This is a genomic window from Polaromonas sp. P1_H6 (assembly GCF_056405195.1).
On sequence record NZ_JBFUCN010000029.1, the window covers coordinates 1 to 13,434 of the forward strand.

The window sequence follows — 13,434 nt, forward strand, 5'->3', positions numbered from 1 at the left end:
CCCACCCCTTGTGGATGCGCCGAGGAGCGCAGGTTCAGGCGGATCAGGGATCGCGTTGTTTGAGCCGAAGGCGAGTTTAGCGAGACCCCGCCTGAACCGAGCACCGCAGGTTGCCCGTAGCGCAGCGAAGGGACGCAGCAACCAGGGTCGCSKTTTCTTTTKCTTAMTTTTMTTTTKGCGAAGCAAAAGAAAAGTGAGTAGCCGCCGGGCTACCCCCGGCCAGCAACCCTATGCAGAGGGCGAGCGCGCAGAGACCGGCGCAAGACCCGGCCTACTTCGAAGCCTCACCCCGAGCCGCCTCCAACACATCCCGAGTCCGAACCGCCTCGCGCCGCGCAGCATCAGCAAAATCATCCCCACTGGACGCATACAAGATAGCCCGAGACGAATTCACGATGATGGGCGCCCCGGCCCGCCAGCCGGCTTTGACAGTGGCAACAGCATCTCCACCCTGCGCCCCAACACCGGGAATCAGCAAAGGCAGGACAGGCGCCACGACCCGCACACGCTCGATCTCCGCCGGATAGGTCGCCCCCACCACCAGCCCCAACTGGCCGTTGAGGTTCCACGGTCCCTGCGCCAGGCGCGCCACATGTTCATACAGCAGAGGCTGGCCTTCGATGGAAGCAAAACGCTGGTTCTGCAGGTCGTCGCCGCCGGGGTTGGAAGTGCGGCACAGCAAAAACGCACCCTTGCCTTCGTACTTCAGATAGGGCGCGACCGAGTCGAAGCCCATGAAGGGCGAAAGCGTCACCGCGTCGGCGCCGTAGCGCTCAAACGCTTCCTTCGCGTATTGCTCGGCGGTGGAGCCTATGTCGCCGCGTTTGGCGTCCAGGATGATGGGTACTTGCGGCGCGACGCGGCGCATGTGTTCCATCAGGCGTTCGAGCTGGCCTTCGGCGCGGTGGGCGGCGAAGTAGGCGATCTGCGGCTTGAAGGAAATCACCAGGTCGGCGGTGGCGTCGACGATCGCGGCGCAAAAATCGTAAATCTTGTTGGCGTCGCCCTTGAGCTTGCCGGGGAACTTGGTGGGCTCCGGGTCCAGGCCGACGCAAAGCATGGAATGGTTTTGGCGTTCTGCGGCGCCCAGCATGTCGAGGAAAGTCATAGCCCGTATTGTAAGAAGGTGGCTCCCCGAGCAGGTTTTGCCTCAAACCGGGACAATCGCGCAAAACCACCCGCCCACCCATGCAACTCTCCCGCCGCCAGCTCATACTTCTCGTCCTCCTCACCCTGGTCTGGGGCTTGAACTGGCCGGTGATGAAGATGGGCATCGCGGACTATCCGCCGCTGACCTTCCGGGCGATTTCAATCTGGCTGGGGATTCCGGTGCTGGGGCTGGCGATGGTGCAGCTCAAGGTGCCGTTTCTTGTACCGCGCAACAAGTGGCGCGAGCTGTTCTGGCTGGCGGCGGCAAACATGTTTGTCTGGCATGCGCTGATCATCCTGGCGGTGAAAAACCTCAGCAGCGGGCGCGCCGCCATCCTGGGCTACACCATGCCGATTTTTTCGGCGCTGCTGGGCGCCTGGTTTTTCGGCGCGAAGCTGAAAACCCGCAACTGGCTGGGTGTGGCGGCGGCCGCGGTGGGTGTGGCGCTGCTGCTCTGGTATGAGCTAACGAATCTCTCCGGCCGCCCGTTGGGGGTGCTGTGCGCGCTGGTGGCCGCCGCGGTGTGGGCGCTGGGCACGCAGATGCTGCGCAAGACCACGATACCAGCCGCCACGCTGACACTGTCGTTCTGGATGACGGTGATGACGGCCGTGATACTGACCGTGCTGGGCACCGTCTTTGAAATGCCGCAGTGGAAGGCGCCCTCTCCCACGACCTGGGCGGCGATTCTCTACAACGCGGTGCTGATCTTCGGTTTTGCCCACGCGGCCTGGTTCACCTTGGCGCGCGCACTGCCGCCGGTGGCCTCGACGCTGAGCGTGATGATGATTCCCATCCTGGGCGTATTTTCAGGCGCGCTGGGCCTGGGCGAGGTGCTGCACTGGCAGGACTGGGCGGCGGTGGTGTTGATGGTGGCGGCGATCGCCTCGGTGCTGGCGCCCAGCCGGGACACCGCCAAGGCCTGAAGCGGTCTTAACCGGCTGCGGGCCCGGCCACACGGCCCATGGCCAGGCACAGGTCGTCCCAGGCCTTGGCCTTGTCGGACGGGTTGCGCAGCAAATAAGTCGCGTCGTAAGTCACCACCGTGTGAGCGCCGTGCAGGCCGTGCACCTGGCCGCGCAGTTTGCCGAAAGGCTCGCTGGACTGCAGCAAAGCCTGTGCGGCCAGGCGGCCCATGACCAGCACCACGTCGGGTTGCGCGCTGGCCAGCAGGGTTGGCAGGGCCTCGGGCAGGGCGGCGCCCACACCGGCCGCCGCGCCACGCACCAGCGGCGCCAGCAGTACCACGCCGGCCTTGTGCAAGCGGGCGGCGCGCAGCATGTTGTCGAGCAGCTTGCCGGCCTCGCCCTCAAACGGGTTGAAGGGTTCGCGCTGGAGCGCGGCCGCCGGCGTTTCGGCCAGTACCAGCCAGCGAGCGCCCTCGGCATGGGCGGCCTCGGCGTACAGCGCCTGCGCGGCACCCATGCTCCAGGCACCGGCGGTGTACGCCGCGACGGCTTCACGCGCCTCGGCCGGCGCCGCGGCCACCACCGGTGGGCGGGGAGGCTGGGTGCGCACAGGCGGCGGGGCCTCACGCATGACGGGCACGGCGGGAGCCGGCGCCGGCCTGGTTTCCTGCGGGGCAAGCGCTGCCTCCACCACCGCCTCGACAGCGGTAACAGCAACAGGTTCCGACACCGGCAGCCACACGCGCACGCCCATCTCGCGCAGCATGGCGCGATGGCGTTTGTCGAGGTCCAGGCTCATAGGGCCAGGCTCATGACGACGGCGTCTTCGCGCGCCGACGCGCCGTTCGGGTAGTAATTGCGGCGCGTGCCGACGTGGCGAAAGCCGTAGCGTTCGTAAATCGCCTTGGCGCGCACATTGCTCACGCGCACCTCCAGCCACAGCCATTGCGCGCCCTGCGCACGCGACCAGATAGCCAGCGCATCGAGCATGATGCGGGCCCAGCCCTGGCGCTGGTGCTGGGACGCGACAGTGATGTTGAGCAGGTGCACCTCGTCCACGCCCTTCATGGCCACGAAGTAGCCCAGCAATTCGGCATCAGGCGGGTTGCCGCCGGTGAGCAGCTGCGCCTGGTAGCCGGCATTGAGCGAGTCGGTGAAGTTGCCCTGGGTCCAGGGGTGGTCGTAGGCACCCTGTTCCACGCGCACCACCGCATCCAGCCATGCGGGTGTCATGGCTTCGAACTGGGCTTCGAGGGGCTTGAGGATGGCGTTCATGGTGAAGGGGGCTGCGCGGCGAGTTTGGCGGCCTTGACCCGCTCGCGTTCTTCGGTGGTGAGCGCTACTTTATCGCGAACGTAGAGCGGCAGGGCGAGGTCGGCGCTCACACACTGCCCGGCGGCGGCCAGTACGGGCGCCAGGCGCAGCAGGGCGGCGGCCGTGGGCAGGGCCTCGGCCTGCACCGACAAGCCGGCCGGCAGGCGATCCGCGTAGACCGAAAACACATTGCCGGCGAGCAGGTCGACGGCGGCATCGGGCACAAAATCCTCGGGCCGGACCAGTTCGCATTCGCCCAGCGCGCGGCATTGCCCGCCGCTGAATTCAAAGCGCTGGACATACATCTCGTCCATGCGCGCGTCCAGCAGCGCCGTGATGCCGAACGGCCGTTCGGCGGCCGGCGCGCCGGCCTGCTGAAAGCGCGCTTCCTCGGCCACGGCCATCAGCGTGTCTATGGGCAGCACCGGCATGCCCGCGCCGTCCCGTGCACCCAGCGCCAGGCCCTGCGCCACGGCGCAGGCGGTGCGCAGGCCGGTGAAGGAGCCCGGCCCGCGCCCGAAGGCGATGGCATCCAGCTCGCCGAGTGCCAGCCCGGCCTCGGCCAGCAGCGCGAGAATGGCCGGGATCAGCGTGGTCGAGGCCTGCGCGCCGCCGGGGCCGCTGTGCTGCCAGTTGCGCACGCCGTCGGTCACCGCCACCGACATGCGGTCGGTGCTGGTGTCAAAGGCGAGGAATTTGAGGAATTGCGGCATTCGGTCAGAGCGGGTCTACCAGGGGCCGGCAGCGCTTGAATCAAGGACTACCGGGCATATGCACCCGATTATCCCCGCCAATGGCCGGTGGGCTGCCGCGATAATCCTCGCATGACCCAAGACCCGCCGCGCCCGCGCACGCCGCACCCTGTTGCGCTGCGCCTTCTGGCCGCCGCGCTGATCGCCGCCCTGCCCTTCGTCCCCCGCGCCGCCCTGGCGCAAGCCCCGCGCCTGCCCGCCCCGGTTGAAAAAGCCCTGGCGCGCGCCAAGGTGCCGCGCGACGCGGTGTCCATGCTGGTGGTTGAAGCGGCCAGCGGCAAACCGGTGCCGCGCCTGAGCTGGCGCATCGACACGCCGATGAACCCGGCTTCGGTCATGAAGCTGGTCACTACCTACTCGGCGCTCGATGCGCTGGGGCGCGATTTCACCTGGAAGACCCGCATCATCCTGGACGGCAGTACCTCGGGCGGGCTGCTCAACGGCAACCTGGTGGTGCAGGGCGGGGGAGACCCGAAGCTCGTCGTCGAGCGCCTGCAGGCCCTGCTGGCCCAGGTGCAGGCCGGCGGCGCGCGGGTGGTCCGCGGGGACATCGTGCTGGACCGCAGCGCCTTCAGCGTGCCGGCCACCGACCCGGGCGAGTTCGACGGCGAGCCGCTGCGCCCCTACAACGCCAGGCCCGATGCACTGCTGATCAACTTCAAGTCCATCGTGATGACGTTCACGCCGGACCTGCCCAGCGGCCGCGCGCTGGTGCGCTACGAGCCGCCGCTGGCGGGCGTGCAGGTGGGCGCCAGCGTGCCCCTGGTGCGCGTGGCCCGCTGCGGCGACTGGCGCAGCGAATTGCGCGCCAGCGTCGAGAACCCGGTCAACATCGAATTCCTGGGAACCTATTCATCGGCCTGCGGCGAAAAGATCTGGCCCAGCGCCTATGCCGACCCCGCCAGCTTTGCCGCGCGCGCCATCGAAGGCTCGTGGCGGCAACTGGGCGGCCTGTTGACCGGCACGGCGCGCGACGCCACGCCGCAGGAACTGGCCATGCTGCGCAGCACCGGCACGATCTCGGGCGAAAAAGCCTCGATACGCTTTGAGCACCAGTCGCCGCCGCTGCTGGAAGTGGTGCGCGACATCAACAAATATTCCAACAACGTGATGGCCCAGCACCTGTTTTTGACGCTGGGCTTGCATGCCAGCCTCGGCCAGCCCAAAAGCGGCACGCTCGACTCGGCGCACGCCGCGCTGGCCGCCTGGTGGAAAAAAAACCTGCCGGGCACGCCGCCGCCGGTGATGGACAACGGATCGGGCCTGAGCCGCCAGGAGCGCGTGACGGCGGCAGGCCTTGGGGCCCTGCTGCTGCATGCCGCCAGAAGCCCGCTGGCCGCGGACCTGGCTGATTCGCTGCCGGTGGCGGGCGTGGACGGCACGCTGCGCGAGCGCGGCAAGAACGTGGCGGGGCTGGCCTTCCTGAAAACCGGTTCGCTGCGCGACGTAACAGCCATCGCGGGCTACGCCAACGGCCACAGCGGCGCGCGCTATATCGTGGTGGGCCTGATCAACCATCCGAACGCTGGCGCTGCGCGGCCAGCGCTGGATGCGCTCCTGGAATGGGCGGTGAAAGAAGTACCACGCTAGGCCTGAAGGCCCGAGTTATCCCTGCCGCCTGTGGACAAGTCTGTTGATGACGCCGGGGCTGGAAGACGAGAGCACCATTTGGCGCGGCCTGCGTCACAATGCCTGAAATTTGGGCACTTTCCGCGCTTCCCGCGGTTTCTGTCTGTCTATACCGACAACCCACCGGAGCTCACGGCATGTCAAGCTTCAACGAACCCGGCTATTGCCTGGTCCTGACCACGGTTTCCACCGTGCAGCAAGCCGAGGCACTGGCGCGCCGGATCGTCGAGGCCGGGCTGGGCGCCTGCGTTCAGATAGAGGCCATCCGCAGTATTTATCGCTGGCAAGGCGTGCTGTGCGACGAACCGGAACAGCGCCTGTCCGTCAAGACGAGGACCGCGGGTTTCAAGGCGCTGGAATCTTTTATCCGGGCGCACCACAGCTACGAGACGCCCGAGATCGTGCAGATCCCGATCACCGCGGGTTCAACTGCTTACCTGCAGTGGATTGGCGAAGGAAGCCGGGGCGGGCCGGATGAGCCGGAGCCCGACGCGCAATTCGCGTTGCCCTGAGAGCCGCTCACGAAATCCTCCTGGCGTTGTTGCGCCGCCTTGCCAGGACCGCTTCGCTGGGTTTTGTGAGCGGCTCCAGCTAGGAACGCGCTTCGCGCAAAGATGCCGCCAGCAACCCAAGGCCCAACGCACCCACGGCAACCGAGGCGATGCGGTTGGCCGCGACGCGCGAGCGCGAATACGCCAGCCGCACGCGCTCACGCGAGAACAGATAGGCCAGCAGCATGTGCCAGCACAGGGCATTGGTGACGATCATGGCCACCGCCGCGGCTTGCAGGCCCGCGCTGGGTGCCGCCGGGAAGGAGGCTGCAAACACACTCCCGAAAAACAGCGCCGATTTGGGATTGGTGATGTTGGTCAGGAAGCCCAGCCTGAAAGCCGCCGGCGAAGACACCGTCGGGCCGGTATTGCCCAGCGCCACCCCGCCGGCACGCCAGAGCCGGCTCGCGACATACAGCAGGTAAAGCCCGCCGGCCACCTGCAGCGCCAGGCGCAGCCCCGGAAATACCTGGAAGACCGCATTGACTCCCAGCACCGCGCACAGCGCCCAGATGGCGGCACCTACTGTTACGCCCAGGGCCGCGAAGACCGCGCTGCGCGCGCGATCACTGGCGGCCAGCTGCGACACCAGCAGCACGTTGGCGCCCGGGCTCATCATGGCCGCGACGTGAAGAAACCAGATGGTGATGAGGATGGAGAGCATGGGGATCACCTTTGATGACGGTGTGCCGGCCCATGATAGCGGCGCGCGAAAAAACGCGCTTCAGCTCGCGGCAGCCCGCCCCAGCCGGTCGCGCACGCCGTCCCATTCCGCATCAGGCGGCGGGTTTTCCACCCAGATCAGCTTGACGCCTTTGGCGTCGAAGTCGCGCAGCACGGCGAACAGCTGCTGGGCGGTGGCCAGCGCGTCGTCGGGCATGCGGCGGTACAGCACCCGCTCGGACTTGATGCGCACGATGCTGCGGGCATAGACAGCGATGTGGGCTGCCTCGGCGCCCAGCAAATCGAGTGCGGTCTGGATCGGCCCGGCGTCCATCAGGCGCAGCTTGGCGTTGGGCGCGTAATGCGCCTCCAGCGTACCGGAGGCGCGCGGCGCATCGCCAACCAGGCCCAGGGCCTCCTGCTCGAACTCGTCCTTGCCCAGCACCGCTTCGCCGCAGGCGGCCTCAAGCTGCGCGCGCGTGAGCACGCCCGGACGCAGCAACACGGGCCGGCCGCGTGTGCAGTCGACGATGCTGGACTCGATGCCGACGTCGCAGGGCCCGCCGTCCAGCACCAGCAGGCTGTCGCCGAACTCCTGTTGCACATGCTGCGCGGTGGTGGGGCTGACGCGGCCGAAGCGGTTGGCGCTGGGGCCGGCGACGCCGGTGTTGCAGGCTTTGAGGAAAGCCAGCGCGACCGGGTGCGAGGGGCAGCGCAGGCCGATGGAATCCTGCCCGCCGGCCGCGGCGGCGGCCACGCCGGGCTTGCGCGGCAGGATCACGGTGAGCGGCCCGGGCCAGAAGGCCTTGATCAGCTTCGCGGCAAAAGGCGGCACGCCGGTGGCGTAATCATTCACTTGCGCGGCGTCGGCCACATGCACGATGAGCGGGTGGTCGGCGGGCCGGCCCTTGGCCGCAAAAATCCCGGCGACGGCGGCGTCGCTGGACGCGTCGGCGCCCAGGCCGTACACCGTTTCGGTCGGGAAGCCGACAAGCTCGCCGGCCTGGATGCGGCGGGCGGCCTCAGCAATGGCCTGCGGGTCGGTGCCGGGCAGAATCATCAGATGTCTTCAAGCCCGGGCAGCCCCAGGATGGCTGCCGCCTGGCGTGCCGTGGCCTCGACGGAGGCGACGTCGGCACCGGTGATGTTGAGGTGGCCCATCTTGCGGCCGGCCCGCGCTTCGGTTTTGCCGTAAAGGTGCAGGTGCGTGCCGGGCAGGGCCAGCACGGCCTGCCAGTCGGGTGTGCGGGCCTGGCCTTGCGCGTCCAGCCACACGTCGCCCAGCAGGTTCAGCATGATGGACGGCGAATGCTGGCGCGGCTGCGGCAGCGGCAGGCCGGCCATGGCGTGCACCTGCAGGTCGAACTGCGAGACGTCGCAAGCGTCCATCGTGTAGTGGCCGCTGTTGTGCGGGCGCGGCGCCATTTCATTGACGACCAGCGCGCCGTCGGCACTGCCGTCGTCGACCAGGAAAAACTCGACGCAGAGCACGCCGACGTAGCCGACGTGATGGGCAATGGTGTGGGTGGCCGCCAATGCTCGTTGCGCCAGGGCCGCAGGCATATTGCCCTCGTAAGCCTGGGTGACGGCCAGGATGCCGTCGACGTGCACATTGCGCTGGGGCGCGAAGCCCACGACGCGGCCGTCCCAGCCGCGCGCCACGATGACCGAGCACTCGGCCTTGAGCGGCAGCATTTTTTCGAGCACGCAAGAAGCCTGCTTCAGGCCGGCCCAGGCGGCGGCGAGTTCGGCCGCATTTTTGACGCGGACCTGGCCCTTGCCGTCGTAGCCCATGCGCGCGGTTTTCAGGATGCCGGGCAGCAGGTCCGTGGGAACTGCTTCGAGTTGCACCGGCGTTTCAATCACCGCATACGGCGCGCAACTGACGCCGGCCAGCACGCCGGATTCGGCGGCGCTGGCCGTGAAGTGCGATTTTTCCTCGATGCGGTTCTGCGCAATGGCGACGGCGGCGGCGCCCGGCGCCACGGGGCGGCTGGCGGCCAGCGCCTGCAACGCGGCGGCGGGCACGTTTTCAAATTCGGTGGTGATGGCGGCGCACAGTGCGGCCAGTTGCTTGAGCCCCTGTTCGTCGCCATAGCCCGTCTGGATGTGGTGGTGGCTCACCAGGCCCGCGGGGCTTTGCGCGTCGGGATCCAGCACCGCGGTGAAATAGCCCAGGCGCTGCGCGGCGTGCACAAACATTCGGCCCAACTGGCCGCCGCCCATCACGCCCAGCGTGGCGGGCTGGCCGGAAGCGGAAACGGTGCCGGGGAAAACGGGGAGGCCGGAAGGAAGGCTCATGCGGGCGGCAGGGTCATGGCGTGGGCGGCGGCGGTCTGCTCGGCGCGGAAGGCCTGCAGCCTGGCGGCCAGTGCCTTGTCGTGCAGGGCCAGCATGGCGACGGCAAACAGGGCCGCATTGGCCGCACCCGCATTGCCGATGGCAAAAGTGGCGACGGGAATGCCCTTGGGCATCTGCACGATGCTGTGCAGCGAATCGACGCCCTGCAGGTGCTTGCTGGCCACCGGCACACCCAGAACGGGCACGGCCGTCTTGGCGGCCAGCATGCCCGGCAGGTGGGCGGCGCCGCCGGCGCCGGCGATGATGGCCTGCAGGCCGCGGCCCTGGGCGGCTTCGGCGTAGGCGAAGAGTTCGTCGGGCATGCGGTGGGCCGACACCACGCGGGCTTCATGCGCCACACCGAACTGGCTGAGGATCTGCACCGCGTGCTGCATGGTCTCCCAGTCGCTGCTGGAGCCCATCACCACGCCAACCAGGGGGGCGGCCGTATTGTTTGTCGTCGTCATTGGGACCTTCTGGGTCTTGGGGGTTTGCGGGGGCCGTTCGCCCGTAACCCCCGATTTTAAGGGTTAGGCGTGCATGCTATCGTTTGGGCTTGCGCCCAGGCACCCTGCCGGGCTGTGGCCGCGCCGCGCCACGGCGGTTGAAACCCTTCTTTCCAGCCCCAATTTCCAGAAATCATGATAGACGTCACCATTGCCAATTTCGAAGCGGAAGTCGTAGCCGCCTCCATGACCACCCCCGTGCTGATCGACTTCTGGGCGCCGTGGTGCGGCCCCTGCAAGTCGCTGGGCCCGATTCTGGAAAAAGTGGAAGTGGAATACGCTGGGCGCTTCAAGCTCGTGAAGATAGATTCCGACCAGGAGCAGCAGCTGGGCGCGGCTTTCGGCATCCGCAGCATCCCGACCTGCATCCTGATGATGAACGGCCAGCCGGTGGACGGCTTTGCCGGCGCCCTGCCCGAGGGCAAGGTCAAGGAGTTCCTCGACAAGCACCTGCCGCCGGCGGACGAACTGGCCGAGGAGCAGGAACTGGCGCTCGAGGAAGAAAGCACCGATCCTGCCGCCGTGCTTGAAAAATTGCAGCACGCGGTGGCCGCCAACCCGGCCGACGACAACGCACGCTTCGATTACGTGAAGCTGCTGCTGCAGGTGGGCCGCGAGGACGACGCCAAGGTGGCCTTCGCGCCGGTGATCGCGCAAACCACGGTGGTGCGCCGTTTTGACTCGCTCAAGCGTTGGATGGATGCGATGGACTTTGCCGCCACCCAGGGCGCGGGTGCCGCGGCAGGCCTGGACGCCAGGATCGCGGCCAACAAGCGGGATTTCGAAGCGCGTTTTGACAAGGCCCGTGGGCTGATGGCCCAGCAGCGCTGGACCGACGCGCTCGACGAACTGCTGGAAATCCTGATGCGCGACAAAGCCTGGAGCGAGGAACTCGCGCGCAAGACCTATATCGCCGTCCTTGACGTCATGGAAGCGCCCAAACCCAAGGTCGCCGACGGGCAGATTCCGCCCGAAGACCCGACCGTGGCCACCTACCGCCGGCGATTGTCCAGCGTGGTGTTGAGCTAGGCCCTACTGGCCGAAAAGCCAGCGGGTCAGCGCGAAGGCAAAACCAAACAGCGCGGCGTAGCCGGCTACTTCGACACTGAACTCGCGGCGCGACTCGCGCCAGGCGCGCAGCCGTTCGACCAGCAGGCCCGCCACCACGGGCGCCAGCAGCAGGTTGAGGATCTGCAGCCAGTGCAGGCGAATCGCCAGGTGGGGCACGACCAGCACCGTCAGCACGCCGGCGGCAATGCCGGTCATGACGGACCAGCTGGCCTCCTGCGTCGCCGTCAACTCATGGTCGCGGCCGCGCAGCTTGTACCAGGCGGCTTTGCAAGCGCCGCCGAACATCTCGCCGAAGAGCTGCAGGAACAGCTCACCGAAAAACTCGAACAGCAGTTCCAGCAGGAATTCCATCGCGGCGCCGGGCCAGGCCTGCGCTTCAGGCTGTCAGCCGGGTCAGCGCTTCCTGGTACTTGGCGGCCGTTTTGGCGACCACATCGGCCGGCAGGTGCGGCGAGGGCAGTGTTTTGTCCCAGGGCTTGCCGTTGATGCGCACGGCTTCCAGCCAGTCACGCACGAACTGCTTGTCGTAGCTGGGCGGGTTCTGGCCGGCCGCGTAGGCGGCTTCATAGCCTTCGATGGGCCAGTAGCGGGATGAATCGGGGGTCAGCACCTCGTCCATCAGCGTCAGCGTGCCGTCCTCGTCGAGGCCGAATTCGAATTTGGTGTCGGCAATGATGATGCCCTTGGTCAGCGCGAAGGCGGCGGCGGTGCTGTAGATCTCGATGCTGATTTTTTTTATCCGCGCGGCAAGCTCGGGGCCGACCACCTTGACCACCTGCTCGTAGCTGATGTTCTCGTCGTGCTCCCCGGCTTCGGCCTTGGCGGCCGGCGTGAAGATGGGCTCGGGCAGCTTGCCGGCGTTCTTCAGGCCCGCGGGCAGGGGCACGCCGCAAACCGCCTGGCTTTCCCGGTATTCCTTCCAGCCGCTCCCGGCCAGGTAGCCGCGCACCACGGCCTCGACTGGAATCGGCTTCAGGCGTTTGACCAGCATGGAGCGGTTCACCACCTGTGGCACTTCGGCCGGCGTGACCACGCTTTCGGGCGATTCGCCGGTCAGGTGGTTGGGGCAGATATGGCCCAGCTTGCCGAACCAGAACAGTGCCATCTGCGTGAGCAGCGCGCCCTTGCCGGGAATCGGTTCACCCAGGATGACGTCGAAAGCGCTGAGCCGGTCGCTGGCCACCATCAGCAGCCTGTCCTTGCCCACGGCATAGTTATCGCGCACCTTGCCGCGCGCGAGCAGGGGCAGGGAAGTCAGGGCGGAGGTGTGGAGTGCTTGGGTCATGGTGGGAGGCATGGGAGAAGGGTCAAAGTAAAAAGCCCGCGACTCGCAAGAGTCCGCGGGCTTTGAATTATCGCCAATCCGCGCGGGCGGACGGCGGGAATTTTCAATGGACGACTTGAGCCAGTTCGCCCTTGGCGTATTTGGCGGCCACGACCTGCAGGGTGTCGCCCTTGATCTTGGCGCCCTGGCCTTCGCAGCCGAACTGGATGTAGCGCTGCTTGCAGATCTGCTTGGCGGCTTCGCGCGCGGGCTTGAGCCATTCGCGGGCATCGAACTTTTCGGGGTTCTCGGCCAGGAACTTGCGCACGGCGGCCGTCATGGCCAGGCGGATGTCGGTGTCGATGTTGATCTTGCGCACGCCGTGCTTGATGGCTTCCTGGATTTCCTCGACGGGCACGCCGTAGGTTTCCTTCATGTTGCCGCCGTACTGGCGGATCAGCGCCAGCAGCTCCTGCGGCACCGACGAGGAGCCGTGCATCACCAGGTGGGTGCTCGGAATGCGCTTGTGGATTTCCTTGATGCGGTCGATGGCCAGGATGTCGCCGGTGGGCTTGCGGGTGAATTTGTAGGCGCCGTGGCTGGTGCCGATGGCGATGGCCAGCGCGTCGATCTGCGTGCGCTTGACGAAGTCGGCGGCCTGCTCCGGGTCGGTCAGCAGTTGCTCACGCGTCATGGTGGCGTCGGTGCCGTGGCCGTCTTCCTTGTCGCCCTTCATGGTTTCCAGCGAGCCGAGGCAGCCGAGTTCGCCTTCCACGGTGACACCATATTTGTGGGCCAGCTGCGAGACCTTTTTTGTCACCTCGACGTTGTAGTCGTAGCTGGCGATGGTCTTGCCGTCCGCCTCGAGCGAGCCGTCCATCATCACCGACGAAAAACCGAGGTCGATGGCGCCCTGGCAGACGTCGGGGTTCTGGCCGTGGTCCTGGTGCATGACCAGCGGGATGTTGGGGTACATCTCGATGGCCGCCTGGATCAGGTGCTTGATGAAGGGCTCACCGGCATATTTGCGCGCGCCGGCGCTGGCCTGCAGGATCACCGGTGCGCCGGTTTCCTTGGCCGCTTCCATGACGGCTTGCACCTGCTCGAGGTTGTTGACGTTAAAAGCCGGAATGCCGTAGCCGTTGACTGCCGCATGGTCCAGCAGCTCGCGCATCGAAACGAGTGCCATGATCAAAATCCCCAGAAAGTTAAAAACGCTGCCCAAAAGGCGGGTTCCCGGCGGAAGGCCGCGCAGCACGAGGGCTGCCTTTATGGGCCGTAACCGC

15 protein-coding genes are annotated in these 13,434 nt (G+C 67.0%); 4 read left to right on the forward strand and 11 right to left on the reverse strand.

Features of this window, described 5'->3' with window-relative positions:
• Positions 1-271 precede the first annotated feature (271 nt).
• On the reverse strand, positions 272-1,108 hold the full coding sequence (gene pyrF, locus AC1D1F_RS20695; RefSeq protein ID WP_477679343.1) for an orotidine-5'-phosphate decarboxylase: 837 nt from the start codon (positions 1,106-1,108) through the stop codon (positions 272-274).
• A gap of 80 nt (positions 1,109-1,188) precedes the next feature.
• Between pyrF and AC1D1F_RS20700 the strand changes: the two genes are divergently transcribed.
• A complete protein-coding gene (locus tag AC1D1F_RS20700) occupies positions 1,189-2,076 on the forward strand; it encodes a DMT family transporter (protein WP_477696589.1) in 888 nt (295 codons plus the stop codon).
• A 7-nt stretch (positions 2,077-2,083) separates the two neighbouring features.
• Here the strand turns inward: AC1D1F_RS20700 and AC1D1F_RS20705 are convergent, their stop codons facing one another.
• Genes AC1D1F_RS20705 through tsaB form a run of 3 tightly spaced genes read right to left on the reverse strand, consistent with a single transcriptional unit; the run spans position 2,084 to position 4,085 of the window.
• The gene (locus AC1D1F_RS20705) at positions 2,084-2,857 is read right to left on the reverse strand and encodes a uracil-DNA glycosylase family protein (RefSeq protein ID WP_477679120.1); all 774 of its coding nucleotides are present in this window, start codon (positions 2,855-2,857) and stop codon (positions 2,084-2,086) included.
• Positions 2,854-3,333 carry a ribosomal protein S18-alanine N-acetyltransferase gene (rimI, locus tag AC1D1F_RS20710; RefSeq protein ID WP_477679121.1) on the reverse strand — a complete coding sequence of 160 codons (480 nt, stop codon included), beginning with the start codon at positions 3,331-3,333 and terminating at the stop codon, positions 2,854-2,856. Before rimI ends, AC1D1F_RS20705 begins: the two co-directional genes overlap by 4 nt.
• A complete protein-coding gene (gene tsaB, locus AC1D1F_RS20715) occupies positions 3,330-4,085 on the reverse strand; it encodes a tRNA (adenosine(37)-N6)-threonylcarbamoyltransferase complex dimerization subunit type 1 TsaB (RefSeq protein ID WP_477696590.1) in 756 nt (251 codons plus the stop codon). The genes rimI and tsaB overlap by 4 nt, the downstream gene beginning before the upstream one ends.
• A gap of 111 nt (positions 4,086-4,196) precedes the next feature.
• On the opposite strand from tsaB, the gene dacB reads away from it, so the two are divergent.
• Both dacB and cutA read left to right on the forward strand, forming a co-directional pair.
• Positions 4,197-5,714: a D-alanyl-D-alanine carboxypeptidase/D-alanyl-D-alanine endopeptidase gene (dacB, locus tag AC1D1F_RS20720; RefSeq protein ID WP_477677246.1), complete on the forward strand. Its 1,518-nt coding sequence runs from the start codon at positions 4,197-4,199 to the stop codon at positions 5,712-5,714.
• A 176-nt stretch (positions 5,715-5,890) separates the two neighbouring features.
• Positions 5,891-6,265, forward strand: coding sequence for a divalent-cation tolerance protein CutA (cutA, locus tag AC1D1F_RS20725; RefSeq protein WP_477677245.1), 375 nt, complete (start codon positions 5,891-5,893; stop codon positions 6,263-6,265).
• A gap of 79 nt (positions 6,266-6,344) precedes the next feature.
• Here cutA and AC1D1F_RS20730 read toward each other — a convergent pair whose 3' ends face one another.
• Genes AC1D1F_RS20730 through purE form a run of 4 tightly spaced genes read right to left on the reverse strand, consistent with a single transcriptional unit; the run spans position 6,345 to position 9,774 of the window.
• A complete protein-coding gene (locus tag AC1D1F_RS20730; RefSeq protein ID WP_477677244.1) occupies positions 6,345-6,968 on the reverse strand; it encodes a LysE family translocator in 624 nt (207 codons plus the stop codon).
• A 60-nt stretch (positions 6,969-7,028) separates the two neighbouring features.
• Entirely contained in the window at positions 7,029-8,027 is a 999-nt protein-coding gene (locus tag AC1D1F_RS20735) for an L-threonylcarbamoyladenylate synthase (RefSeq protein ID WP_477677243.1), read from the reverse strand.
• Positions 8,027-9,268, reverse strand: a complete 1,242-nt coding sequence (locus tag AC1D1F_RS20740; RefSeq protein ID WP_477696592.1) for a 5-(carboxyamino)imidazole ribonucleotide synthase — start codon at positions 9,266-9,268, stop codon at positions 8,027-8,029. The genes AC1D1F_RS20735 and AC1D1F_RS20740 overlap by 1 nt, the downstream gene beginning before the upstream one ends.
• On the reverse strand, positions 9,265-9,774 hold the full coding sequence (purE, locus tag AC1D1F_RS20745; protein WP_477696593.1) for a 5-(carboxyamino)imidazole ribonucleotide mutase: 510 nt from the start codon (positions 9,772-9,774) through the stop codon (positions 9,265-9,267). Before purE ends, AC1D1F_RS20740 begins: the two co-directional genes overlap by 4 nt.
• Before the next feature lie 174 nt (positions 9,775-9,948).
• Here purE and trxA point away from each other — a divergent pair, with 174 nt between their 5' ends.
• On the forward strand, positions 9,949-10,842 hold the full coding sequence (gene trxA, locus AC1D1F_RS20750) for a thioredoxin (protein WP_477696594.1): 894 nt from the start codon (positions 9,949-9,951) through the stop codon (positions 10,840-10,842).
• 3 nt (positions 10,843-10,845) lie between these two features.
• Here the strand turns inward: trxA and AC1D1F_RS20755 are convergent, their stop codons facing one another.
• The 3 genes from AC1D1F_RS20755 to fba all read right to left on the reverse strand — a co-directional run bounded on the left by AC1D1F_RS20755 (position 10,846) and on the right by fba (position 13,337).
• Entirely contained in the window at positions 10,846-11,235 is a 390-nt protein-coding gene (locus AC1D1F_RS20755) for a hypothetical protein (protein WP_477677239.1), read from the reverse strand.
• Positions 11,236-11,260: 25 nt separating this feature from the next.
• Positions 11,261-12,169 (reverse strand): phosphoribosylaminoimidazolesuccinocarboxamide synthase, encoded by a 909-nt coding sequence (locus tag AC1D1F_RS20760; protein WP_477700817.1) that lies wholly within the window; start codon positions 12,167-12,169, stop codon positions 11,261-11,263.
• A 103-nt stretch (positions 12,170-12,272) separates the two neighbouring features.
• On the reverse strand, positions 12,273-13,337 hold the full coding sequence (gene fba, locus AC1D1F_RS20765) for a class II fructose-bisphosphate aldolase (RefSeq protein WP_074579197.1): 1,065 nt from the start codon (positions 13,335-13,337) through the stop codon (positions 12,273-12,275).
• Positions 13,338-13,434: the final 97 nt, after the last annotated feature.

Coding starts and splice junctions, on each gene's coding strand:
- pyrF (WP_477679343.1), bottom strand. CDS start 1,108: ATGACTTTCCTCGACATGCTGGGCGCCGCAGAACGCCAAAACCATTCC.
- AC1D1F_RS20700 (WP_477696589.1), top strand. CDS start 1,189: ATGCAACTCTCCCGCCGCCAGCTCATACTTCTCGTCCTCCTCACCCTG.
- AC1D1F_RS20705 (WP_477679120.1), bottom strand. CDS start 2,857: ATGAGCCTGGACCTCGACAAACGCCATCGCGCCATGCTGCGCGAGATG.
- rimI (WP_477679121.1), bottom strand. CDS start 3,333: ATGAACGCCATCCTCAAGCCCCTCGAAGCCCAGTTCGAAGCCATGACA.
- tsaB (WP_477696590.1), bottom strand. CDS start 4,085: ATGCCGCAATTCCTCAAATTCCTCGCCTTTGACACCAGCACCGACCGC.
- dacB (WP_477677246.1), top strand. CDS start 4,197: ATGACCCAAGACCCGCCGCGCCCGCGCACGCCGCACCCTGTTGCGCTG.
- cutA (WP_477677245.1), top strand. CDS start 5,891: ATGTCAAGCTTCAACGAACCCGGCTATTGCCTGGTCCTGACCACGGTT.
- AC1D1F_RS20730 (WP_477677244.1), bottom strand. CDS start 6,968: ATGCTCTCCATCCTCATCACCATCTGGTTTCTTCACGTCGCGGCCATG.
- AC1D1F_RS20735 (WP_477677243.1), bottom strand. CDS start 8,027: ATGATTCTGCCCGGCACCGACCCGCAGGCCATTGCTGAGGCCGCCCGC.
- AC1D1F_RS20740 (WP_477696592.1), bottom strand. CDS start 9,268: ATGAGCCTTCCTTCCGGCCTCCCCGTTTTCCCCGGCACCGTTTCCGCT.
- purE (WP_477696593.1), bottom strand. CDS start 9,774: ATGACGACGACAAACAATACGGCCGCCCCCCTGGTTGGCGTGGTGATG.
- trxA (WP_477696594.1), top strand. CDS start 9,949: ATGATAGACGTCACCATTGCCAATTTCGAAGCGGAAGTCGTAGCCGCC.
- AC1D1F_RS20755 (WP_477677239.1), bottom strand. CDS start 11,235: ATGGAATTCCTGCTGGAACTGCTGTTCGAGTTTTTCGGTGAGCTGTTC.
- AC1D1F_RS20760 (WP_477700817.1), bottom strand. CDS start 12,169: ATGACCCAAGCACTCCACACCTCCGCCCTGACTTCCCTGCCCCTGCTC.
- fba (WP_074579197.1), bottom strand. CDS start 13,337: ATGGCACTCGTTTCGATGCGCGAGCTGCTGGACCATGCGGCAGTCAAC.